Origin of the sequence: Paraburkholderia diazotrophica, assembly GCF_038900755.1 — a bacterium.
Taxonomy (GTDB): domain Bacteria; phylum Pseudomonadota; class Gammaproteobacteria; order Burkholderiales; family Burkholderiaceae; genus Paraburkholderia; species Paraburkholderia diazotrophica_A.
Map to the genome: position 1 here is coordinate 425,023 of NZ_JBBPEN010000005.1, position 21,322 is coordinate 446,344.

The following is a 21,322-nucleotide window of genomic DNA, read 5'->3' on the forward strand; positions in this document are numbered from 1 at the left end:
CGTTTCGAATCAGCAACCGCCTCCTTGCGCCGCTTCGGCGATCCGAGCAGCCAGGCCCGAGTCGCGCTGCGTCGGCGTTGCGATTGCGCGCATCAGCACCGTGCGCGAGCCGATCACCTCGACCCGCTCGCGCGCCCGCGTGATCGCCGTATAGACGAGTTCCCGCGACAGCACGCGGCTGAACGTCGAAGGCAGCATCAGCACCGCATGATCGAACTCCGACCCTTGCGACTTGTGGACCGTCAGCGCGAACGCCGTATCGTGCGGCGGCAACGCAGCGGGCGACACCGCGCGCAAGCTGCCGTCCGCGCCACGGAAGTACACGCGCAGCGAGCCATCCGCGCCCGGCAGCGCGATGCCGATATCGCCGTTGAAGAGACCCAGCGCGTAGTCGTTGCGCGTCACCATGACCGGACGGCCCGCGAACCATTGCGCGCCCGCCGTCAGCGGCACGCGCGCGGCACGGCGCACCTGAGCCGCCATCGCTGCATTCATCTGATCGACGCCACGCGCCCCGAGACGCGTCGCGCACAGAATGCGAAAGCGGTTGAGCGCGTCGAACAGCGCAAGCGGTTGCGGAGCCGTGCCGGATGCCGCTTCGCCGAGCGTCGCGGCAAGCGCGTCCGCATACGGCGCGAAACCGGCGGCAAGCCGCTGGATCGTGCGCTCCGAAGGCGCCGCGTCCATGTCCACGTGCAATGTCGCCGCGCAATGCCCAGCGGGATCGGTCTCCAGCACGTCGAGCGCGGCCTGCGCGTCGCCGCGCCGGATCGCGACAGACAGCCGGCCGATCGCCGATTCCAGCCCAAAGCGATAGTTGCGCTCGAGCCAGACGACGCAATCGGCCAGCGGCGCGGGCCGCGACTGCGCGTCGCTCATTGCGTCCGACGGCGCGCCGAACAGATCGTCGGCGAATGGCGGCGCATCGCTGCACTGCGTATCGCTACGCGCGCTGGACAACGCCGCGCGCAACCGGCTTTGGTCGATGCCCAGCGCCGTCGCAACCGCGCCGACGCCTTCGTCGCTGAACGCCGGCTGCGCACTCAGTTCGGCGAAGACGGCGCCCGCCTCGACGGCCGCCAGTTGATCCTTATCGCCGAGCATCACGAGATGCGTCTCTCGCGCAAGCGCATCGAACAGATGCGTGGCCATCGCGACGTCGATCATCGACGCCTCGTCGATCACGATCACGTCATAAGGCAACGGATTATCGCGATGATGCCTGAAGCGCCCGTCCGGCCCCGTGCCCAGCAAACGATGCAGCGTGAACGACGTTTGCGGCAGATGCGCCGCGAGCTCCGGCGGCAGCGAGCCGGCGCGCGCGAGCAACGCTTCCTGCATGCGCTGCGCGGCCTTGCCCGTCGGCGCAGCGAGCGCGATGCGCAGATCGGCGCGCGCATCCAGCAGACACGCAAGCACGCCGACGACAGTCGTGGTCTTGCCCGTGCCCGGCCCGCCGCTGACGATCGTGAGCCGCCCGGACAGCGCCATCACGGCAGCCACGCGCTGCCAGTCGATCTCGTCGTCCCGAGGCTCTCCGAAATAACGCAGCAGTCTTTCGCGCAACGCGTGCGGCGACGCGCTGCGCGAAACGGGATCGGCCTGGTGCGCTTCGCCGCGCGGCGCGTGCGCATGACTGACAAGTGACTGCGCGAGCCGCCGCTCGTAGTCGTAGTAACGCGCGAGATAAAGCCGCCCCTCCTGATCGACGACGAGCGGCCGCAACGCCTGCGCCGTCGCCTTGCCGTCGCTTGCAACACCGGTTGCGAGCAGCGCGGCGCGCACGTCGTCGGCGTTCGCATCGTAGCGCTGCGCAAGCTCGTCGAGCGACACGCACACGTGCCCTTCCGACGTCGCGCGGCTCGCGGCGAATGCGGCGCGAGCGGCCCAGCGCACGCCGTCCGCCGACGCGCGACCGCGCTGCGCGAGCGCGCTCACCCGCCGCGCGAAGCCTTCGGCGAGCGCCGTGCTGAAATCCGCGTGCGCGGGCACGTTCACTTCGACGTCGGGCAATGGCTGATCGAATGTGCTCATGCCGTGCCTCCGTCCATCAATGCGTCGAGCGCGGCGACGAGCGCGTACTCCGGCCGTCGCGCATGCACGCCCGCCGTGTGGTCCGCGTCGCGCCATGCCGGACGCACGCCGCGCACGAACAGATACAGATAGCCGCCGATATGTTTGTCGTACTCATAGCCGGCGAGCCGCACGCGCAGATACCGATGCAGCGCGACGACATAAAGGAGCGCCTGCAGGTGATAGGCGTGACTCGTCATCGCTTCGTCGAGCGGCGTGGCGGCGTAGTCCTCGCGCGTATCGCCGAGATGGTTCGACTTCCAGTCGATCACCCAGTAGCGCCCCTGATGCTCGACGATCATGTCGATGAACCCCTTCACATAGCCGCGCAGCATGCCGGGCTCCAGCGCGACATCGGGGAAGCCGTGCTCAGCAAGCAGCGCGCGCAGCGCCGGAAAATCCAGCGATGCCGCGGAAAACAGAAACTCCAGTTCGTTGAGCCGGCGCTTCGGATCGAGCGACGCGAGCGTCATGCCCGGCACGAGTTCCGTGCTCACGACGTCGCCGAGCAGACGATGCATCATCGCCGGCAGACGTTGCGCGAGTTCGGGCGTGGCGGGCGCGGGCCTTTCGCGCAGGGCCTGCTTAATCGCATCGGGCCACTTGCTGCGATCGGAGAAATCCGCGAGCTCGAACATCTTGTGCAGACATTCGCCCGCCGCCGCGCCGCGCGGGAACGCGAGGATATCGTCGGGCGCGAGTTCGACGGGAGCCGGTGCCGCATCGAATGCGCTTGCGTGCGGCGGCGCCGGAACATCGGCCAGTTCGTCGTGATCGGGACGCGCCTCGTCGTTCGCCGCCGTCGTTTCTTCGGCGCGCGAACCGGCCGCGATCAGCGAGCTGAAACTCGCCATACGCCACGCGTCGCGCAGCGTGCGCCGGTTCGTGCGAGCACGCATCAGCGCCGAGCCGTCGGCGATGCTTTCCAGTGGCACGCGGCGCCCGACGGCGGGCAGCGCGCCGACGGCCACGGAGCCGCCCGCGAGCGCCTGCCAATGCTGATAGATCGCATTTTCGTCGAGTGGCTTCGCCAGCCATTCGTCGAAGTCGCGCCCGCTGCCCGCGACGAGCCAGTTCAACACGCCGCGCGCCGACTCCTTCGCCGAGTTGTGCGACAGATACGAGCCCGCCACCAGGTAGCAGCGATACACGGCGCGCGTCAACGCGACGTAAACGAGGCGCGCGCGCTCGGCCGCCTGCTCTCGCGTGGCCTGGCGGCTCGCGTAGTCCTTCTGCTCGTCGTCGCAGCCGTAGTGAAGCACGGCCGCGCCATCGTCGTCGTGATATTCGCGCGCATCAGGCAAGCCCGACGACGGCGGCTCGCGCATGCCGCCGTCGTTGAGAAACGGACAGAACACGACCGCGTATTCGAGGCCTTTCGACTTGTGCACGGTGACGATCTGCACGAGATTTCGGTCCGATTCGAGCCGCAGTTGCGCCTCTTCGCCGCCCCCTGCGCCGCCCGCGCGTTGGGCGGCCAGCCAGCGCAGCGTCGGCGCGATGCCAGGCTGCGTCGCGGCGCGCGCCTGCACGAGTTCGGCGAGATGGTTGACGTTGGTGAGCCGCCGCTCGCCTTCCACACCCGCGACGACGCGCTGCGCGACGTTCAGTTCGCGCATCAGCGTGCGCCACATCACGGCGAAGCCGCGCTCATGCCATAGCATCCGATAGCGCGAAAAGCGCTCGACCCAGCTCATCGCATCGACGGATTGCGCGGCATCGCCCGAGGCGGGCGCGCTGTGGTCGAGATGCTCGAGTCGCCACAGCGAAGCGGCGTCGAGCCCAAACCAGTCCGTCGCGAGCGCGGCCCGCAAGCGGCGCAAGTCGCCGGGCGTATCGACGGCGGCCAGCACGCGTTCGATCTGCTCGGCGTCGAGCGATTCGAACACGGACGCCTGCGCCAGTTCGACGCTGCCCACGCCCCACGCGGACAACTCGCGTTTGATCAGACTGCCCTGCTTGTGGGTCTGCACGAGCACTGCGATATTGCCGGGCGCAAGCGGCTTGTCGCCGATCGTCACGTTGCCGTCGCGCGCGCCGCGCAACAGACGCACGATTTCCGCCGCGCACGCTTCGCTCGCCGCGCGCTGCGCGTCGCGCTTGGTCCGCGCCGCATCGCCGGGCGGCAGCATCCAGACGCGGAAGTCGCCATCATCGGGTCCGCCGCGATCGACGAACGGCGCCCGCTGACGCTCGCCCGCGCGCACGGGGTGATAGTCGAGCCCTTCGAGCACGAATGCCTGGGGGTTCGCCTCGAAGAAGCGATTGCACGCGTCGACGATGGGCGCCGTCGAACGCTGGTTGACGGCAAGCGTATAGCGCGCCGACGCCTTGGCGCGCGCCGCGAGATACGTGTGCAGATCGGCCGCGCGAAAACTGTAGATCGCCTGCTTCGGATCGCCGACGAGAAAGAGCGGTCCGGCTGGCGCGAAGATGCGATTGAAGATCGCGAACTGCAACGGGTCGGTATCCTGGAACTCGTCGATCAACGCAGCGGGATAGCGCGCGCGCAACGCGTCCGCGAGCCAGACGTGCGTGGCGAGCGCACGATGCAGGTTCGACAGCAGATCGTCGAAAGACACGACGCGCCGCGTGCGCTTTCGCGCCGCCAGTTCACGCGGCGCATAGTCGAGCCACTTCTGCACGAGACGAAGCCAGCGCGTGTGCTGCGCCGCTTCGGCCGCGACGGCGGCGGCCGCGAGTTCGTCGGCGGTAGCGAAGAACGGATGCGCGGGCGGCTCGAAATCCTTCTTCGTGCCCTTCGTCAGCGCGCTGGCCGTCAGCTTCAGCGCGGCTTTCGGCGGCGCGGCGTGACAGTCGTCCTGCGCAAAGTAGTCGTTCCACGCGGCAATTGCGGCGGCGATGGCGTCGGGCTTGTGCGACGTCTGTTTCAGACGCGCTTGCGTCTCATCGAGCAGACGCACGACGTTGTCGCGCTCGTCGCGCCACATTGCCCACGCTGCGTCGAAGCGCTCGCGCGCCCCGTCCGACGCGTCCGTTTCCGGCTCGTCTATTGCATCTGTCTGGCCCCAGCGCAGTTGCGCGAGCGGCTTCTTCAGACGCCGCGCGAGCTGTTCATCGAGCGACGCGGGGCCCGCGCGCCGTTCGACCAGCCACGCCGCGAACGAAGGATGCGCCGCGGCGACGCGTTCCACCTGCTCGCGCCAGAAATCGGCCGCGAGTTCGAAACGCAAAGCGGCATCGTCGGCTTCCATCTCGAATGCGAACGGCATCGCGGCTGCAAACGGCGCTTCCTGCAACGCACGCTGGCAGAACGCGTGAATCGTGTGAATCGCGGCCTGATCGAACGTGCGCAGCGCGCGGCGCACTACCTTCGCAGCCGCTTCGAGATCGACGCCGCGCGCTTCGGAAAGCGTCGTTTCGAAAAGCCGCGCGATGAACGGATCGCCGCCGTCGGCGCCCGTTTCGATCGCGCGCTGCACTTCGGCGAGACGGCCCCGAATGCGCTCATGCAGTTCCGCCGTGGCAGCCTTCGTAAAGGTTACGACGAGAATCTGATCGGCGCTCAGATTCTTCTCCAGCAACAGCCGCACGTAGAGCGCGCAAATGTTCCATGTCTTACCCGTGCCCGCCGACGCCTCGATCTGATTGACGCCATCAAGATCGCAAGCGAACACATCGAGTTCTTGCGCCGCGGGTGCATGCATCCAGGCTGCGCCGCTCATGATGCGCTCCTCAGATGCGCGACCAGCGGCTTGAAGACCACCGACGCCAACGTTCCGAACGGTTCGTCGAGCGTCAGACGCGTGCCCCGGAACGCGGTGCGCAACGCGGCATCGTCGGATTCGGCGCGCACGCGGTCGCTTGCCCACGCGCTCTGCGCGACGGAGTCGCTGTCGCTGATCTTCGCCCACGCGCTCTTCGGAAAGAAGCGCAGCGGAAACGCGCGCCCTGCCCGGTATAGCGCGGCAAGCGGCGCAAGCTGATCGAGCGGCTTGTCGACGGGCGCGAGTTCGAACGACTCGCCGCTCGCGTGCCACACGGTGCGCCGCGGGCCCTCGGGCAACGCCGCGCAATAGACGAGATGAGAGAGCCACGCGGCCAGGTAGTCGCGCGCGCTAGGTCTTGCGTAGCGGAAAATGACTTGCCCCGTTTCAGTCAGCAGATTGAGCGTGCCTTGCAGTTGCAGCAGGCCTTCCGAGCGTTCGCGCAGCGGCGTGTCGAATGCGCCGAAGAGCGCGACGTCGCCCGTATCGGGCCAGCGCGCGTCGATGTCGAGCGCGAACGGCAAGCGCGTGACGCCCGACGCCACTTCGCGCCGCACGCGCTCGGCGAGCCCCCGCAACGCCGACAGCTCGCGCGCGCGCCACACGGCGCCCGTCGCGCCGCCGGGCAGTTCGGGGCTCGCTTCGGCGACCCGGCGCGCGCGCGCCAATGCATCGTCGCCGGCAGTCGCGTCGAGCAGCGCGGGCAGCAAGCGTTCGGCGAGTGCATCGCGGCCCGCGAAGTCGAGCTCGAACGGTTCCATGTCGAGCAGTTCGCCTTGCGCATCGGAGAGCACGATGCCAAGCCGGTCGCGCAACAGCGCGCGCGCTGGATGCCGCCAGAAACGCTTGAAATCGTCGAACGCGACAGGCTGGTTGCGTTCGCCCCGCTCGGCCGGCAGCGGCGCAGCGAAGAACGGTGACGTCGCGTCGCGTGCCGGCGCAGCCAGCAACGCCGCCAGTTCTGCGCGGTCGGGGTCGTAGGTGAACAAGCCACTCTTCGTACCGCTCTTCGCATCGAAGTATTCGGATGCGAACGGCTGCAACGGATGTTCGACAATGAACGCGCGGCGCGCTGCGTCGAGGTCGGCGGGCGATGCATCCTCTTCGCACGACACGCGCGCGAGGTGATCCAGCAGTTCATCGACAAGCGCAGCGGGCGGCAACGGCGCGTTGTCGCGAATGCTTCGCCCCGTGTACGCGATCAATAGACGGTCTTGCGCGGCAAGCAGCAGATCGAGAAACAGATTGCGCTCGTCGTCGCGTCGCTGCCGGTCGCCCGCCTTGCCGAACTCGGCCATCAGGTCGAATTCGTCGGCGCGCGCGAGACTCGGCAACACGCCGTCGTCCATGCCCAGCATGCAGACGATTCTGAACGGCAAACCACGCAGACTCGTCAACGATGAGAACGTCACGCTGCCCCACGGTACGCCGCCGCGCGCCGGGTCGTCGAGCGCTTCGGATAGCGCAGTGCGCACCACAGCCGCGGGCAGCGCGATATCGCCGGCACCCGCGCGCATCGCTTCGCTCATTTTGTCGATTGCGTCTCGCACGGTGGCAAGAGTGTCCGCAAAGTCGACGCCGCCATCGAAGCAACGGCCGAGCACTTCGAGCAAAAGCTGCGTCCATTCGTCGGGCGTCATGTTGTCGGCGCAACGGCGCGCGAACGCGTCGACGTCGTCGACGAAGCTCGCGAGGCGCCCGAGCAGTTCCGCGTCGGAGCCATCGGCGCCTTCGACGGGCAGCCACGCATCCACCGGCTCGCCGCCTTCGGGCATCGCGTAGCCGAGAAAGAGCCGCGTGAGCGCGTCGGCGAACGTGTGCCGCGCGACGGGAACGGCGCTGTCGGCGGGCGTGACGGGCGCGAGGCCGCGCCGCGCGCCTGCTGCCGCGAGCCATTCCTGAACGTCTTCGAGCGCCGCTGCGTCGATGCCATAGCGCGCGGCGATCGCATCGACGCGCAGCCATTCGATTAGTTCCGGCGCGCCGACATTGCGTTCTGGCAGCGCGAGCCAGTCGAGCAGCACGCGCGCGACGGGGTTCGCCTGCGAAGGCGGCAAGCCCGTAACGCGATACGGAATGCGCCGTGTATCTCCCGTGGGCGCCGTGCCGAACACGGCATCGATCAGCGGCCCGGCTGCGCCGAGATCGGGGAACGTGACGAGCACGTCCGAAGGCTGCAGATCGTCGAACTCGTCGAACCAGCCCAGCAGCCGGTCGTGCAGCACCTCGAGCTGCCGCGCGAGGCTATGGCACACATGCACTTCGATGCCGCGCTCTCGCGGCTTCGGGTCGAGATCGCGTTCGCTGCGCAAATCGAGCATGCCGTTCTGCACCGCGGCGAGCCACGTGGGCGCGGCATTTTCCGCGAAATACGAAGCCTCGCCGGATGCCGCGCTCTCGGTCAACTCGTGCAGCATGTGCAGTTGCGCCTGCGTCTGCCGTCCCCATTCGGCGAGCAGCGGATGACCGACCTCCTGATAGTCGAGCTGGCCTGCAACGTCGAGCGCCTGCACGCGGCCTTCGCTGACGATATCGAACCAGAACTCACGGCATGGATTCATCGCGTACAGCCGCACGTCGATCCAGCGCGACAACTCGCGCAGCAACGCGATGTGCAGCGGCGGCATGCTCGGCAGCGCGAACACGCTGACAGACTCAGGCCATTTAGCTTTCGCGATCCCATCGAGATCGAGCGAGCGCACTTCGTCGAGGAAGCGATACGCGGGCGGCGTGGCGGCATCCGCGGAAGGCGCGCTGCCCGACACTTCACTGAGCAGCGAGCGCCACAGCGCGGCCTGCCAGCGCTCGTCTTCGCGCGCAGCGGCACTCGCGCCGACGAGGCGCGGGCCCGTATCGTCGACCGCGCCGCTCGCGAAGATCGAGCCGCCCTTCTGCCATTGCAGCAGCCACTCGGGACGATAGGTCAGATAGTGGTCGAGTACCGTCGCGACGCGGCGCGCAAGCTCATAACGCATCGGCGCATCGGCGGCATCGAGATAGCTGCGCAGACGCGGCGACGCGTTCCAGGGACGCGCTTCATCCGCGTCGCCAAGCAAGCGGTAGCAGCGCCACACGAGCCGGTCCGGCGCGAACGGCGAGCGCGGCGGCACTTCGATCACGCCACCGATCTGAGTCCACAGCCATTGCGCAAGATAGCCGAAGTCGATGTTCGCGCACACGCCCTGACGCGCGGCAATGTCCAGTTCGAGCCGCCGCCGCACGGCCGCGCTCGGCACGATCACAGGCTGCGCGGTCCATACACTCGACGGCGCCTGAGCAAGCCCGTCGAGCAGCGCATCGACGAGCACATCGTACCGGTTCGAATAGAAAAGCTGGAGCATAAAGCCTGTGCGAAGAAGCGGCTGCGCGCTCGCGTGCAGCTCGCATATGGAAGAGCCGACAGCATAACAAACGCATTCGACGCAACGAAACCTGGCCGTTCGGACGATGGTCCGGGCATGGGCAAATCAGTTAGACTCGACGGCAGTTCGGGCTCGGATGAAGCCCGTGAGGCCCGCCCTCATCTGCTTCAATCAACATTCGGACACGAGATATCAGGCAGTCGATGCGCTATTCAGTCGAAATCAAAAAGTTTCTGTATAGCCAGTACTTCTACGGCGGCTTGCGCATTGCGGTCGGCATTTCGCTGCCGGCCGTCCTTTGCCTGATCGTCTTTCATAACCGGGAACTCGGCTTCACGATCGCGACGGGCGCGCTCGGCGCCTGTGTGGTCGACATGCCCGGTCCGCTCAAGTACAAGCACAACGAGATGCTCGCGTGCAGCGTGATCGGCTTTCTGGCCGCGCTGGCCACGGGGCTCGCCACCGTCAGTTCGATCGCGCTGTGGTGCACCGTCGTGCCGCTCACGTTCGTGCTGTCGCTGATCGTCGTCTATGGCAACCGCTGGCCGCAGATCAGCTTCGCGACGCTCTTCATGATGATCATGACGCTCGAAGAGCATTTCACGCCGTTGCAGGCGCTCGTCAACGCGTCGTGGATACTCGTCGGCGGCCTGTGGTTCACGTACTGGTCGACGCTTGTGAGCCACTGGATGTTGTACCGGATCGAGCAACAGGCACTCGCCGAAAGCGTGTTCGCGCTCGCCGACTATCTGCTCGCGCGCGCGAACTTCTATGATCTCGGCAACGACCTCGACGAGTGCTATCGCAACCTCGTCGCGAAGCAGATCGATGCCGTCGCGATGCAGGATGCCGCGCGCGACATCGTGCTGCGCAACCTGCCCAAGCTCAGAAGCGGCCAGCTCGAGCCGCGCCGCGCGACGCTTTTCAATCTGTTCATCCATATCGTCGATCTGCACGAGCAGTTCGTCGGCGCGCATACCGATTACCCGCTCGTGCGCAACACGTTCGGCGGCTCGGACCTGCTGATCTTCTATCGCGATCTGATTCGCAAGGCCGCGTTGGATCTCGAGGACATCGGCCTCGCCGTGCTGCAAAACGAGCCACCGCGCGCGCGGATCAGCGTGAAGGCTGAATTGCGCGCGATCGAATATGAAATCGAGCTGATGCGCAAGCAGGATCTGCCCGCGAAGAACCCGGAGGCGTATTCGGCTGTCTCCGCTACGTTCCGGCGCATCTGGAGCGCGACGCGTCTGATCGACAAGATGCGCAAGAACCTCGCGAACGAGGAAAGCGCGAAGGAAACCGAGCTGCGCATCGACCAGGCGCTCACGCGCTTCGTATCGAGCCGGCGCGTGCCGTTCGGCTCGATCTTCTCGAATCTCACGATGGCGTCGCCGAGCTTCCGGCATGCGCTGCGCGTGACGATCGCCGTGGCCATCGGATTCTGGCTCGGGCGCCTTTTGCCGCTCACGAACGCGTACTGGATCGTGATGACGACCGTCATCATCCTGAAGCCCGGCTATTCGCTCACCAAGCAGCGCAACGGGCAGCGTATCGTCGGCACGCTGATCGGCTGCGCGGCGAGCATCGCGCTCATCTTCAGCGTAAAGGAGCCGCATATTCTGCTCGTCGTGATGTTCGCGTCGATGGTGATGAGCTACAGCCTGCTGCTCTTCAACTACACGGCGAGCGTCGTGTTCACGTCGTCGTATGTGCTCCTGATGTTCCATCTGCTCGCGCCGGGCAGCCTGCATATCATCGGCGAGCGGGCGATCGACACCGTCGTCGGCTGCGCAATCGCAATCGCGGCAAGCCATCTGTTCCCGTACTGGGAGTACCGGCTGATGGGCAAGCTCGTGAACAACATGATCGCGGCGATGCGCAGCTATCTGGAAGCGAGCTGGTGGTGGAGCGGCAAGCCGGCCTCGGCCGTCGCCGCGCCCGCCGCGCTGACGGAAGCGGCAGCACTCGCGCCCGCTGTGGCGATGGCGGAAGTCGCAGCCGGCGGTGCGCCGGTGCATATCGCGCCGGTGGTAGCGAAAGCCGATGCGCGATCGGCGGCAGCGCAAGCCGATGCGCGACCGACGACGGCGACGGCGACGGCTCAATCGTCCACGCCGACGCCGGACACGGGAGCCAACGCCGCACCGGCAAGCACGGCCTCGACGACAGCAGCGAAGACATCGGCGCCGACGCCCGCGGCCGCAGCGGCGGCGAGCGCGCTCGATCGCGACTATCGTTATCGGCTGGCACGCAAGAACGTGCATGTCGCCTTCGCCAATCTCGGCCAAGCGTTCCAGCGGATGATGCTGGAGCCCAAGTCCGCGCAGAAGTTCGTGCCGGAACTGAACGATCTGCTCGTGCGCTCACACGTGCTCGCATCGCAGATCACGGCCGCGGCGCCGTTGCTGCGCACGTCGTCGCAGCAGATGGGCGGCCCGTCGCATCAGCCGCTGCAACGCGCGCTGACGGTGATCCGCGAAAACCTCACGCAAGCGGAAGAAGGCAGCGCGCCGCCCGCCGATCAGGCCGACATCACGAAGCAGTTGACGCGTGAACTCGATGCGATGGTCGTCGAAGCGGAGCGCGCGCCCGACTACTCCGCCGATGCAGTGCACGAACTGAAACTGCTCTCGCATCAGTGCAAACAGATGCTGGCGGCGTCGTTTCTGATCCGCAAGGACGCGAGCGTGATCCGGCTGCCGGAGAACTGACGCTGTGTTTGCGTCGCTTGTTGCATCGTTTATTGCGTGGCGGGTTGCGATACGGGTTCCAAGGCGCCGGTTCGCCCCCCCCCCGGGTCGCAACCCTTTACTGCGATGCGCCCTTGGCGGCATCCACGGCGGACGCTGCCGCCGATAGCGCCGACGTCGACGAACTGGAGGGATTGTCGCGCTCGTACTCGTGCTTTTCGGAGATCGCGTTGTAAAGAATTGTCGCGATCACGAGCAACACGACGACGACGATGAACACGGCAATGCCAAGCGTCGGGTTTTTCTTGCGCGGATCGTTCATGAGTCTGGCTCTGCTTGCTGGTTGATTCGACGAAGCGGGCATTCTACGACGAAGCACCTTGCGCGCGGCTTGCGGTTCGCCGCGCACGCTCACTGCGCTACCGACTGACGCGCATGCGTGATGCCCGATGAATCAGCGCCCTTCAGCGCCCTTCAGCGACCACGGCAGCACGCACCGGCAGCGCCGTCGAATACTTGATCTGCTCCATCGCGAAGCTCGAACTCACGTCGTAGAGCGGCACCGCGCGGATCAGCTGCTTGTAGACGCGATCGTAATCGTCGATATCCGAAACGACGACGCGCAGCAGGTAGTCGGTCTCGCCGCTCATCCGATAGACCTCGACCACTTCCGGAATATCCTGCACCGCGCGCGTGAAAGTTTGCGCCCAGGCCTCGGTGTGCTGGTTCGTCCGAACGGCAACGAACACCGTCGTACCGACCCCGAGCTTGCGCGGATCGCACAGCGCGACCTGCGCGCGGATCACCCCCGCTTCCTTGAGTCGCTGCACCCGCTTCCAGCACGGCGTCTGGGACAGATTCACCCGCGCCGCGAGTTCCGCGATCGGCATCGTCGCATCGTCCTGAAGCAGTTCGAGCAGCCGCCGATCAATGATGTCCATTCCCATCTTTGCACCTGGATAGAAAATTATTCTATTTCTCGTCAAAACGAGGGAATTATATGAAAACCGTTTCTCCGCGCAAATCGGTATAAATGTTGGCAGTAGCGTTCTCTAAAAACAACGTCTGCGGAGCCTTTCATGAACCACACAACCGGCTCGAGCACACTCGAGCGTTCGTTGACCCAGGCCATGCCCGTATCGTTCTCTCATGCGGCATCGCCCGATTGCGGGATCGCGCGCCTATGCGTGGCCCTCGATGCAGCCTTCGACACGTGCGACGACGCGCAAGATCCGTCGCTGCATGCAAGTTTTGCACGCGGCGTGCGTGCGGCCCTGGCCGAAGCCGCCGCCGATCCCGCGCTGCTCAGCGACGCGCAGCGCGAAGGCGCGGCCAATGGTTATCGGCGGCATCTGCTCGCCGCCGATCCGCTCGGCCGCTACGCGATCGCCGCGCTCGTCTGGATGCCCGGCCAGGCAAGCCCGGTTCACGCGCATCATACGTGGTGCGGATACGCGGTGATCGACGGCACGTTGACGGAGACCGTCTACGAATGGAACCCGGCCTGCGAATGCGCGACGCCGTTGCGCGACCAGATGCGCAAGCCGGGCGCGGTATCGTTCACACGCTCGGGACACACGGGCATCCATCGGCTCGGCAACAGCAGCGGCACAGCCGCCGTGTCGCTGCACATCTACGGCGTGCCCGGCGAACGGATCGCGAGCCACGTGAACGACATCGTGCGCATCGCCGATAGCGCGCAGGCCCTTCTCGCCTGAAGCGCGCGCGCTGCATCGCCTGTCGAAAAGAAAGGCGTCACGCGTGACGCCTTTCCATCTTTTCCATCGTCAACCCGACTCCCCGCTCAGGTCTTACCGCCGTCGCGCGCGGTCGGAATCTGCGGCGGCACGAACTCCGTTTGTCCCGTTGACGGCGGCGCCGGCCGCGGCTCGTGCGACACGTCTCGCGCAGGCGCCATCGCGCTCGTCTGCTTCGATCTGAACGGCGTCGTCGTGCCCGTCGCGGCTTCGCGCTCGCGAGCCGCATGCCGCACGGCCTCTTCGTTCATCAGCGCCTCGCCTTCCGCATCGTCGCGCGACGAATGAATGCGCATCTGCGGCACGGGAATCTCGATACCCGCCTCGTCCATCTTGCGCTTGACGCGCAGATTGAACGCGCGCGCAACGCTCCATTGCTGCAGCGGCCGTGTCTTGATCTGCCCTTTGACCACCATCCAGTTCGGATCGAAACGGTCCAGGCCCCATACTTCGACGGGCCCGAGCATCTCGCGCCGGTAGCGGAAATCGGCCATCAGGTCCGCGCCGACTGCGCGTATCAGTTGCGTCACCTGATCGACGTCCGCCGAGAACGGCACGCGCACCTCGAACACCGCGTACGCAAAATCGCGCGACAGGTTCTTCACGATCTTGATCTGCGAAAACGGTATCGCGTGAATCGCGCCCTGGCCGTCGCGCAGCCGCACGGTGCGGATCGACAGATACTCGACGGTGCCCGCATGGCCACCGTCGATGTCGATCCAGTCGCCGACCGAAATCGTGTCCTCGATGATGATGAAAAGGCCCGTAATCAGATCGCTCACCAGCGACTGCGCGCCGAAGCCGATCGCCAGACCGATCACGCCCGCACCCGCGAGCAGCGGCGTCACGTTGATGCCGAGATTGGCCGCCGTGACGATGCCCGCGATCGTCAGGATCGTCACGAACAGCACGTTGCGCACGAGCGGCAGCATCGTGCGCGCGCGCATGCTCGGATTTTTCGACCTGTTGCGCGGACCGCTCGGATTGACGGCTTCCTGAATGGCCGTGTCGATCAGAATCCACACGAGCCACGACACGAACAGCGTGATCAGGATCGCCGTCAGCGCGTGCGCGATGCCGCGCGCCGTCACGCTCTCTTCGACGATCTGCGCAAGCGATACGTCCCACAGACGCGACGCGAACTCGAAGTACGCGAGCCAGATGAAGAGCGTCAGCAACGTGCCGACAAAGCGCAACAGGCGCGTCAGATACGGCGAGCGCCGCCGCCGGCGCGCGTTGCGCGGCCGCGTCACGCGCAGCACGATGGCCGACAGGAAAAACGCCAGCACGAGCAGCAGCGCCGTCACGACGGAGATCTGCAGCACGTTCTCGCCGCTGCCGATGCCGCCGATCGTCGCGATCACCGATGCCGTCGCGAGCACGAGCATCGGCACGTGCCACAGCGACGCGAGCACGTCGAATGCATCGGTCGCGGCCTTGTGGTCGTGCCGCTGTTCGTATGCGCGGTTGCGGATCAGATGCGCGACGGGCCGGCGGAACGCGAGCGCGAAATACGCGGTCAGCGCGGCCGCCGTCATGTTCGACACTGTCGATACCAGCGCGGCGAGATTCGTGCCCAGTTCGTGCGCGACGTCGTAATTGACGGCGGCATCGCCGAGCGCGCTGCAGATGCCGATCACGAACAGCAGCCGGCGCGCCTGTTCGATCAGCAGGCGCACGGCCGCGCGTCGATGGCCCGAGCCGAACAGCGAGAACATGATCAGGCAGATCGCCGAGAACACCGCGCCCGCGACGATCGCATACGCGATCACCATCGCGATCGTGCGGCCCAGCGAATTGGGCATCGCGCGCACGAACATCAGCGCGGCGACGAACGCGATGATCCACGGCCCGACACGACGCAGCGCGAAGATCAGCAGATCGCGCGTAGTCGGATTCGCATCGAGCCGCACCACGATGCCGAACCGCTCATGCACCCTGCGCTGAACGTAGATGAGACCGGCCGCGCACGCGCCCCAGCCTGCCAGCACCGCGAACATGTTCAGCAGCAAACGGCCGAAGTGCTCGCGCCCCTGACTCGTGACGATCGTGTAGATCTCGTTGGCCGCCGCGTTGAAGCGGCCGGACCAGTAGTCGAGCGGCGAGCGGCCCTGATGCACGTCCGATTCGAACGACGCGATGCCCGCCGCGATAGCGCCGAGCAGCCCGGGGTTCGGCTGTGCGGCCGCAGCAGGCGCGACGTTTTTTGTTGCATCGCGCAGTTTCTTCAGTTGTGCGACGAGTGCCGTGCGCTGGCGGTCGTTGTCGAGCGTGGTGATCACGCTGTCGAGCGATTTCGTCATCTCGGCCTGGCTCGCCGGCGACGGCGCCGACGCAGCATCCGCCGCCGAAGCGCTCGACGCGGGCGCCGCCGACGACACCGTCGCGCTATTGATCAGGCTTTGCAGCGCGGGAATCATCGGCGTGCCGCTGGCCGGGCCCGCAGCGTACGCAACGCCCGGCAACGCGACGCATGCGCCCGCGAGTGCGATCGTGATCGATCCGCAAACGCCATACACAAGCGAGCGCAAGCGAAGCCGAACGCACGCGAAATCGCACATGAGGCCGGACAGGCGCTCGCGCGACAAAATACGGAAAACAAAGTAAAAGACGGCGTCAATCGCCAGAAGCCCGCCGCATAACGGCGCAGCCCGCGATTCACGCCGCGCAAGGCATGACTTCATGGCAATCCGTGACAGAACGGGAAAGACGCCAAGTTTAGCGGGTGTCGTCGAGGGAAACCTTCCCGATGCGTAACCGAATGTTAGTGCACTTGCGCGACGTCGTCAGACGCGCTCCGGCACGCGGCGTGCAGTTCGCGCGCGTGCCGGCCGATGTTTCGAAGCCCTCAGTACCCGACCGTCGCGAGCTCATGAACGAAACGGCCTTGCTCCAGCTCGTCGACGAACGCGATCGCGTAGTCTTCCGCCGAAATGCTGCTGTTGCCCTGCGCGTCGACGATCAGCGATCCCGCGCCTGTGCGGAACGTGCCCTTGCGCGCGCCCGGCGCGATGAGCGCGGCGGGCGCGAAGAAGGTCCAGTCGAGATCGCTGGCACGCAGGATAGGTAGCGCGTCGCGGTGCGCGAGCGCGATCGCCTTGTAGGCGTCCGGAAAGCCTTCGCTATCGACGAGCTGCTTGCCGGGCGCCACTTCCAGCGAGCCCGCGCCGCCCACCACGACGAGACGCCTGATGCCCGCTTCGCGCGTGCCGTCGACGAGCGCGCGCGTCGCCTTGCCGATCAGCGCGACGTCATCCATCGGCGGCGCATACGCGCTCGCGACGACATCGTGCCCGCGCGCCGCTGCCGCCACGCTCGCCGCATCCGTCACGTCGGCCTGCACGGCCTTCAGGTTCGCGACGTCCGCCGGCACGCGCGCCGGATTGCGCGCAAACGCCGTCACCTGATGCCCGCGACGCGCCGCCTCCGCCGCGATGCGCGAGCCGATCATGCCCGTTGCGCCAAACAGCGCGATCTTCAGTGTCTTGCTCATGTCGATAGTCCTTTCGTTAAATGTAACTTGATTGATTACATATTTCGTTAAAAAAATCGGGGCTCGGCCCCTTGTTTGCAGCGTTCGGCTTGGGTTCAGCCGCCCGCGGCTTTTCGCTTGCGTTCGCGCGATCGTTCGGCACGCACGACGTCGGCTGTCGCGTCCGCCAGCGTGCGCGACGCGAGCGACGACTCGAGCGCCTGCTGCGCATCGTCGATGACACTCGTCAACACCGTCTGGATGTTGCGGCCGACCATGCATGCGGGGTTCGGCGTCTCGCGATGCATCGCGAACAGTTGCGCGTCGTCGACGGCGTGATAGACGTCGAGCAGCGTGATGTCGCGCGGCTCCCGCGCAAGCAGTGCGCCGCCGCCCGCGCCCAGTTGCGACGTGGTGAGGCCCGCTTCGGCCAACATCGCGAGCAACCGGCGGATCAGCACGGGATTCGTGTTCACGCTCCCCGCGATCATCTCCGACGACAACGGCACGCCCTGCTGCAACGACAGCAACGCGAGCACATGAACCGCAAAAGCAAATCGGCTACTCGTATTCACAGCGGTAGATCATCCGATGCGCGTCGAGCGCGCGCGCATTTACGCACCGTCCTGATCGACGATATGTAATCATGATAGTTACACTTGCCGGTCCCGGTCAAGCGCGGGCTCATTTGTCCATCTGTTTCTGCGCGTCGCTGCCGCTGTCGGTGGACGACGACTGCGAGTTCGCCGACGTTTCGCTCGACCATTGCTGGAGCTTGCGTCCCGCCGTCTCGAGTCCGGCGCCCGTCGAGCTCATCGCCTTCGCGACGGCCGCGTTCGTCGCACTGGCCGCGCCTTGCAGATTGGCTTGCGCCTGCGACGCGAGATCGCTCGGATCGATCTTGATCGATGGACCGGATGCGGCCGCGTCAAGGTTCTGCTGCGCCGTCGCCTTTGCGGCATCGACCTGCTGGCCGACGTAGCTCGCCGCCTGATCGAGCTTCTGGCTGGCCTGCTGCCCGATATTGTTGAGGCCCGACGACGTCTGGCCTGCGGACGCATCGTTCTTCTGGCACGCGGTGAGGCCCGCGAGCAGCATGGCGGCGAACAGCGTCGAACGGACGAGCGGACGGCGTGAGATGGATTTGATCGTTGTCATCGTTGCGTAATAAGCCGCGTCGAGCGGCCTCGTGATGCGAAAACGCCTCAATGATACGCCGTTGCGTGTCACCGACTCCGTTCGCGATGGGCCATCGGGCGACCGTTCGCGGTGTTGTCAAATGTGCTGGAGTAGACTGGCCGACGTTCGACGTATTCCCTCAACCACAGGAGGCATGCGATGGCAGCAAAGAAGATTCTGTTCCTCACGGGCGACTTCGCCGAGGATTACGAAACGATGGTGCCATTTCAGGCGCTTCAGGCGGTCGGCCATACCGTCGATGCGGTCTGCCCCGGCAAGCGCGCCGGCGAGCGCGTGAAGACAGCGATCCACGATTTCGAGGGCGACCAGACGTACTCCGAGAAGCCCGGCCATCAGTTCACGCTAAACGCCGCATTCGACGACATCGACGCGTCGCAATACGATGCGCTCGCGATCGCGGGCGGACGCGCGCCGGAATATCTGCGCCTCGACGCGAAAGTGATCGATCTCGTGCGCCACTTCGCGCATGGCAACAAGCCGATCGCGGCGATCTGCCACGCCGCGCAGTTGCTGGCTGCCGCCGACGTGATTCGCGGCAAACGCATCTCTGCCTATCCGGCGTGCGCGCCGGAAGTGAAACTGGCGGGCGGCGATTACGCGGACATTCCCATCGACGCGGCCGTCACCGATGCGAATTTCGTCACCGCGCCCGCGTGGCCCGCGCATCCGGAATGGCTGCGGCAGTTCCTCGTCCTGCTCGGCACGCGCATCGAACTTTGATGTGCCTCGATGGCCGGGTTCGCGCCCGGCCCGGCGCGCGGCACGCCGCCGCTCACCGTCCAGATTGAGACTTCTCCGATATGCGCTGTGCGTAGCGCCCCTTAAAGTCGCAGGTTGACTTTAAAAGGGCTCTATCATGGATCTCACTAATTGGGTGATCATTCTCGCAGTCGCGCTGATCTCGCTGACGTTCTTCTGCTCGCGCGCGCCCGCCAGCTGGTCGATCGAAAACCGCGCGCGGCGCTTCACAGGCACGCGTTTGCTCGCACAGGCCGTGTTGTCGTTCTGGGCTGCGCTGCTCGTCGTCGTACGCGGGCTGTTCGCGCTGGGCGCCGGTGTCCTCCACGTCGCGCCTTCGTTCATTCTGGCGGGCGCGCTGCTGCTGATCGCGGCCAGCTGCTACTGGTCGATTCGCGGCAGCAAGCTCCTCAGGCCGCGCCGGCTGTTTTCGGCGACCTGACGTTCACTCCCTCCGCTCCGAGCTATCGGGCTTCTGCCCGCAGCGCCTGCACGGCGCCCGAGAGCGCGACGTCTTGCGGCTCTTCGTCCGACGTCGCCGGGGCGGCGTCCGGCAACGCCACATAGAACGTCGTTCCGACGTCTTCCGTCGATTCCGCCCACACGCGCCCGCCGTGCCGCTCGACCATCCGGCGGACGAGCGCGAGACCGATTCCCTCACCCGCCGCGACATTGCCGTGCAGCCGCCGAAACGCGTTGAACAGACGCGGCATCGCGATGTCGGGAATGCCGCGTCCGTTGTCCTTCACATAGAAGATCCGCAGCGTCTGCACGCCGGGCGGCGCGATCATCGCGCCGATCGCGACGACGCCCGCGCGCGCCGGGCTCAGATAGTTGATCGCATTGCCGATCAGGTTCGCGAAGATCTGCTCGAGCGCGGTCGGGTCGCCCCACACGGGCGGCAGCGTCTGCACGACGATGCGCGCGCCGCGGTCGCGGATCGTCGCCTGCATGGCGTCGATCACGCGCTGCACGATGTCGCGCACGTCGACCTGCTGCCGTCGATACTCGACGCGGCCGACGCGCGACAGCCGCAGCAGCGCGTCGATGATATGCGATGCGCGCAGCACCGCCGTCTGGAGAAAATGCAGCGCTTCGCCGACGTCTTCGTCGATCAGCTGCTCGACATGCTCGCGCTGCCGCCGCGTCAGTGACGACTGCCGCACGGCCGCGCGCACGTCGTCGCATGCATGGATCAGTTCCTTCGAGAAACCCTGCAGATTCACGAGCGGCGCACGCAGATCGTGCGACACGCTGTAGATGAAGGTCTCGTTCTCCTGCGTCTGCTGGCGCAGCGTTTCGTTGGTCTGCACGAGCTCGGCGGCCTGGCGGCTCAGATCGGACCGAAAACGCGCCTGCTGGCGCTCCGATTCGAGCAGCCTTCGGCTGGTCTCGTGCAGCATCAGGTCGAGCCGCGCGATCTCGTCGCTACCCGGCGTGAGCGGCGCGAGCGGCTCGTTGCTCGCGAGGCGGCTCGCGTTGTCCGACAGCAGCGCGAGCCGACCGCGCACGCCGCGCGCGAACATCCAGAACGCTATTGCGACGAACACGAGCGAGCTGACCACCGCCGCGACGATCAGCGACTGCTGCCGCGAACGCGCCTCCGCGGCCGCCGCCGAGCGCACCGAATCGAGACGCCGCTCCTCTGCCTGGAACTCGGCGACCTGCGAACGGAAGCGGTCGAGCGCGTCGGTCACGGCGAGCTCGCGAAAGCGTTGCAGCACATCGCGCCGGCGTCCCGAGCGGATCAGATCCTGCACGCGATCCGACCATTGGCGATACGCCTGCACGGACTGGCGTATCTGCACCGCGCGCTCGACCTGCGCCGGGTTATCGGAGACAAGTTCGGCGAGCTGGTCGATGCGCCGGTCGACGTCCATCCACAGCGTGACGGGCGTGGCGATATCGCGCGCGCCGCTCACGACGGCGCCGCGCAGCCGCACCGATTCCAGCAGCACAGGCGCCAGAATATTCGCCGTCCGACGCAGCACCTCCTGGCTGTGCATGCTCCACCGTTCGGCCTGATCGGCGTCCGACTGCGCCTTCAGCAGCCCCGACAGCAGCGCGAGTTCGAATACGGCGGGTATCGCGATCAGCAGCAGCCCTTTGGTGGTAAGTCTCATGCGCGCGCCGAAAGAGTCGGAAGCCGGCGGGTCGCGCCGGGGACGGCACATTATGTCGGCGATCGGTTCCGATGACAAAAGGCCATCTAGCCAGGATGCGCCGCGAGTCGGGTGCAAATGCGGGCGGCATCTGCGCATGCGGCGGCGTACGATTTTTGTGCGACTTGCCGCGCGTC

The 21,322-nt window shown here is 66.3% G+C and carries 14 protein-coding genes; 4 read left to right on the forward strand and 10 right to left on the reverse strand.

Annotated elements, in window-relative coordinates; translation table 11 throughout:
- Window positions 1-9 precede the first annotated feature (9 nt).
- Genes recD through recC form a run of 3 tightly spaced genes read right to left on the reverse strand, consistent with a single transcriptional unit; the run spans window position 10 to window position 9,142 of the window.
- Window positions 10-2,034 (reverse strand): exodeoxyribonuclease V subunit alpha, encoded by a 2,025-nt coding sequence (gene recD / locus AABE10_RS18865; RefSeq protein ID WP_342934766.1) that lies wholly within the window; start codon window positions 2,032-2,034, stop codon window positions 10-12.
- The gene (gene recB, locus AABE10_RS18870) at window positions 2,031-5,759 is read right to left on the reverse strand and encodes an exodeoxyribonuclease V subunit beta (protein WP_342934767.1); all 3,729 of its coding nucleotides are present in this window, start codon (window positions 5,757-5,759) and stop codon (window positions 2,031-2,033) included. Before recB ends, recD begins: the two co-directional genes overlap by 4 nt.
- Window positions 5,756-9,142 carry an exodeoxyribonuclease V subunit gamma gene (gene recC / locus AABE10_RS18875; protein WP_342934768.1) on the reverse strand — a complete coding sequence of 1,129 codons (3,387 nt, stop codon included), beginning with the start codon at window positions 9,140-9,142 and terminating at the stop codon, window positions 5,756-5,758. The genes recB and recC overlap by 4 nt, the downstream gene beginning before the upstream one ends.
- A gap of 224 nt (window positions 9,143-9,366) precedes the next feature.
- On the opposite strand from recC, the gene AABE10_RS18880 reads away from it, so the two are divergent.
- The gene (locus tag AABE10_RS18880) at window positions 9,367-11,877 is read left to right on the forward strand and encodes an FUSC family protein (protein ID WP_342934769.1); all 2,511 of its coding nucleotides are present in this window, start codon (window positions 9,367-9,369) and stop codon (window positions 11,875-11,877) included.
- A gap of 97 nt (window positions 11,878-11,974) precedes the next feature.
- Here AABE10_RS18880 and AABE10_RS18885 read toward each other — a convergent pair whose 3' ends face one another.
- Window positions 11,975-12,178 carry a hypothetical protein gene (locus tag AABE10_RS18885; RefSeq protein ID WP_342934770.1) on the reverse strand — a complete coding sequence of 68 codons (204 nt, stop codon included), beginning with the start codon at window positions 12,176-12,178 and terminating at the stop codon, window positions 11,975-11,977.
- A 142-nt stretch (window positions 12,179-12,320) separates the two neighbouring features.
- Window positions 12,321-12,803, reverse strand: a complete 483-nt coding sequence (locus tag AABE10_RS18890) for an Lrp/AsnC family transcriptional regulator (RefSeq protein ID WP_342934771.1) — start codon at window positions 12,801-12,803, stop codon at window positions 12,321-12,323.
- 132 nt (window positions 12,804-12,935) lie between these two features.
- Here AABE10_RS18890 and AABE10_RS18895 point away from each other — a divergent pair, with 132 nt between their 5' ends.
- Window positions 12,936-13,574 carry a cysteine dioxygenase family protein gene (locus tag AABE10_RS18895; RefSeq protein WP_342934772.1) on the forward strand — a complete coding sequence of 213 codons (639 nt, stop codon included), beginning with the start codon at window positions 12,936-12,938 and terminating at the stop codon, window positions 13,572-13,574.
- Window positions 13,575-13,660: 86 nt separating this feature from the next.
- Here the strand turns inward: AABE10_RS18895 and AABE10_RS18900 are convergent, their stop codons facing one another.
- From AABE10_RS18900 to AABE10_RS18915, 4 genes are all read right to left on the reverse strand, one after another.
- The gene (locus tag AABE10_RS18900) at window positions 13,661-16,297 is read right to left on the reverse strand and encodes a mechanosensitive ion channel family protein (RefSeq protein ID WP_342934773.1); all 2,637 of its coding nucleotides are present in this window, start codon (window positions 16,295-16,297) and stop codon (window positions 13,661-13,663) included.
- A 164-nt stretch (window positions 16,298-16,461) separates the two neighbouring features.
- Window positions 16,462-17,106: an NAD(P)-dependent oxidoreductase gene (locus AABE10_RS18905; protein ID WP_342934774.1), complete on the reverse strand. Its 645-nt coding sequence runs from the start codon at window positions 17,104-17,106 to the stop codon at window positions 16,462-16,464.
- Between the two features lie 95 nt (window positions 17,107-17,201).
- On the reverse strand, window positions 17,202-17,660 hold the full coding sequence (locus AABE10_RS18910) for an Rrf2 family transcriptional regulator (protein ID WP_342934775.1): 459 nt from the start codon (window positions 17,658-17,660) through the stop codon (window positions 17,202-17,204).
- Window positions 17,661-17,769: 109 nt separating this feature from the next.
- Window positions 17,770-18,243 (reverse strand): hypothetical protein, encoded by a 474-nt coding sequence (locus AABE10_RS18915; RefSeq protein ID WP_428983351.1) that lies wholly within the window; start codon window positions 18,241-18,243, stop codon window positions 17,770-17,772.
- 180 nt (window positions 18,244-18,423) lie between these two features.
- On the opposite strand from AABE10_RS18915, the gene AABE10_RS18920 reads away from it, so the two are divergent.
- Together AABE10_RS18920 and AABE10_RS18925 are read left to right on the forward strand one after the other, a co-directional pair.
- Window positions 18,424-19,005 carry a DJ-1/PfpI family protein gene (locus AABE10_RS18920; protein WP_342934776.1) on the forward strand — a complete coding sequence of 194 codons (582 nt, stop codon included), beginning with the start codon at window positions 18,424-18,426 and terminating at the stop codon, window positions 19,003-19,005.
- Window positions 19,006-19,141: 136 nt separating this feature from the next.
- Window positions 19,142-19,465, forward strand: coding sequence for a hypothetical protein (locus tag AABE10_RS18925; RefSeq protein ID WP_342934777.1), 324 nt, complete (start codon window positions 19,142-19,144; stop codon window positions 19,463-19,465).
- A 22-nt stretch (window positions 19,466-19,487) separates the two neighbouring features.
- Here AABE10_RS18925 and AABE10_RS18930 read toward each other — a convergent pair whose 3' ends face one another.
- The gene (locus AABE10_RS18930; protein ID WP_342934778.1) at window positions 19,488-21,146 is read right to left on the reverse strand and encodes a sensor histidine kinase; all 1,659 of its coding nucleotides are present in this window, start codon (window positions 21,144-21,146) and stop codon (window positions 19,488-19,490) included.
- Between the last annotated feature and the right edge of the window lie 176 nt (window positions 21,147-21,322).

Coding starts and splice junctions, on each gene's coding strand:
- recD (WP_342934766.1), bottom strand. CDS start 2,034: ATGAGCACATTCGATCAGCCATTGCCCGACGTCGAAGTGAACGTGCCC.
- AABE10_RS18905 (WP_342934774.1), bottom strand. CDS start 17,106: ATGAGCAAGACACTGAAGATCGCGCTGTTTGGCGCAACGGGCATGATC.
- recB (WP_342934767.1), bottom strand. CDS start 5,759: ATGAGCGGCGCAGCCTGGATGCATGCACCCGCGGCGCAAGAACTCGAT.
- AABE10_RS18880 (WP_342934769.1), top strand. CDS start 9,367: ATGCGCTATTCAGTCGAAATCAAAAAGTTTCTGTATAGCCAGTACTTC.
- AABE10_RS18895 (WP_342934772.1), top strand. CDS start 12,936: ATGAACCACACAACCGGCTCGAGCACACTCGAGCGTTCGTTGACCCAG.
- AABE10_RS18915 (WP_428983351.1), bottom strand. CDS start 18,243: ATGACAACGATCAAATCCATCTCACGCCGTCCGCTCGTCCGTTCGACG.
- AABE10_RS18925 (WP_342934777.1), top strand. CDS start 19,142: ATGGATCTCACTAATTGGGTGATCATTCTCGCAGTCGCGCTGATCTCG.
- AABE10_RS18930 (WP_342934778.1), bottom strand. CDS start 21,146: ATGAGACTTACCACCAAAGGGCTGCTGCTGATCGCGATACCCGCCGTA.
- recC (WP_342934768.1), bottom strand. CDS start 9,142: ATGCTCCAGCTTTTCTATTCGAACCGGTACGATGTGCTCGTCGATGCG.
- AABE10_RS18890 (WP_342934771.1), bottom strand. CDS start 12,803: ATGGGAATGGACATCATTGATCGGCGGCTGCTCGAACTGCTTCAGGAC.
- AABE10_RS18885 (WP_342934770.1), bottom strand. CDS start 12,178: ATGAACGATCCGCGCAAGAAAAACCCGACGCTTGGCATTGCCGTGTTC.
- AABE10_RS18920 (WP_342934776.1), top strand. CDS start 18,424: ATGGCAGCAAAGAAGATTCTGTTCCTCACGGGCGACTTCGCCGAGGAT.
- AABE10_RS18900 (WP_342934773.1), bottom strand. CDS start 16,297: ATGAAGTCATGCCTTGCGCGGCGTGAATCGCGGGCTGCGCCGTTATGC.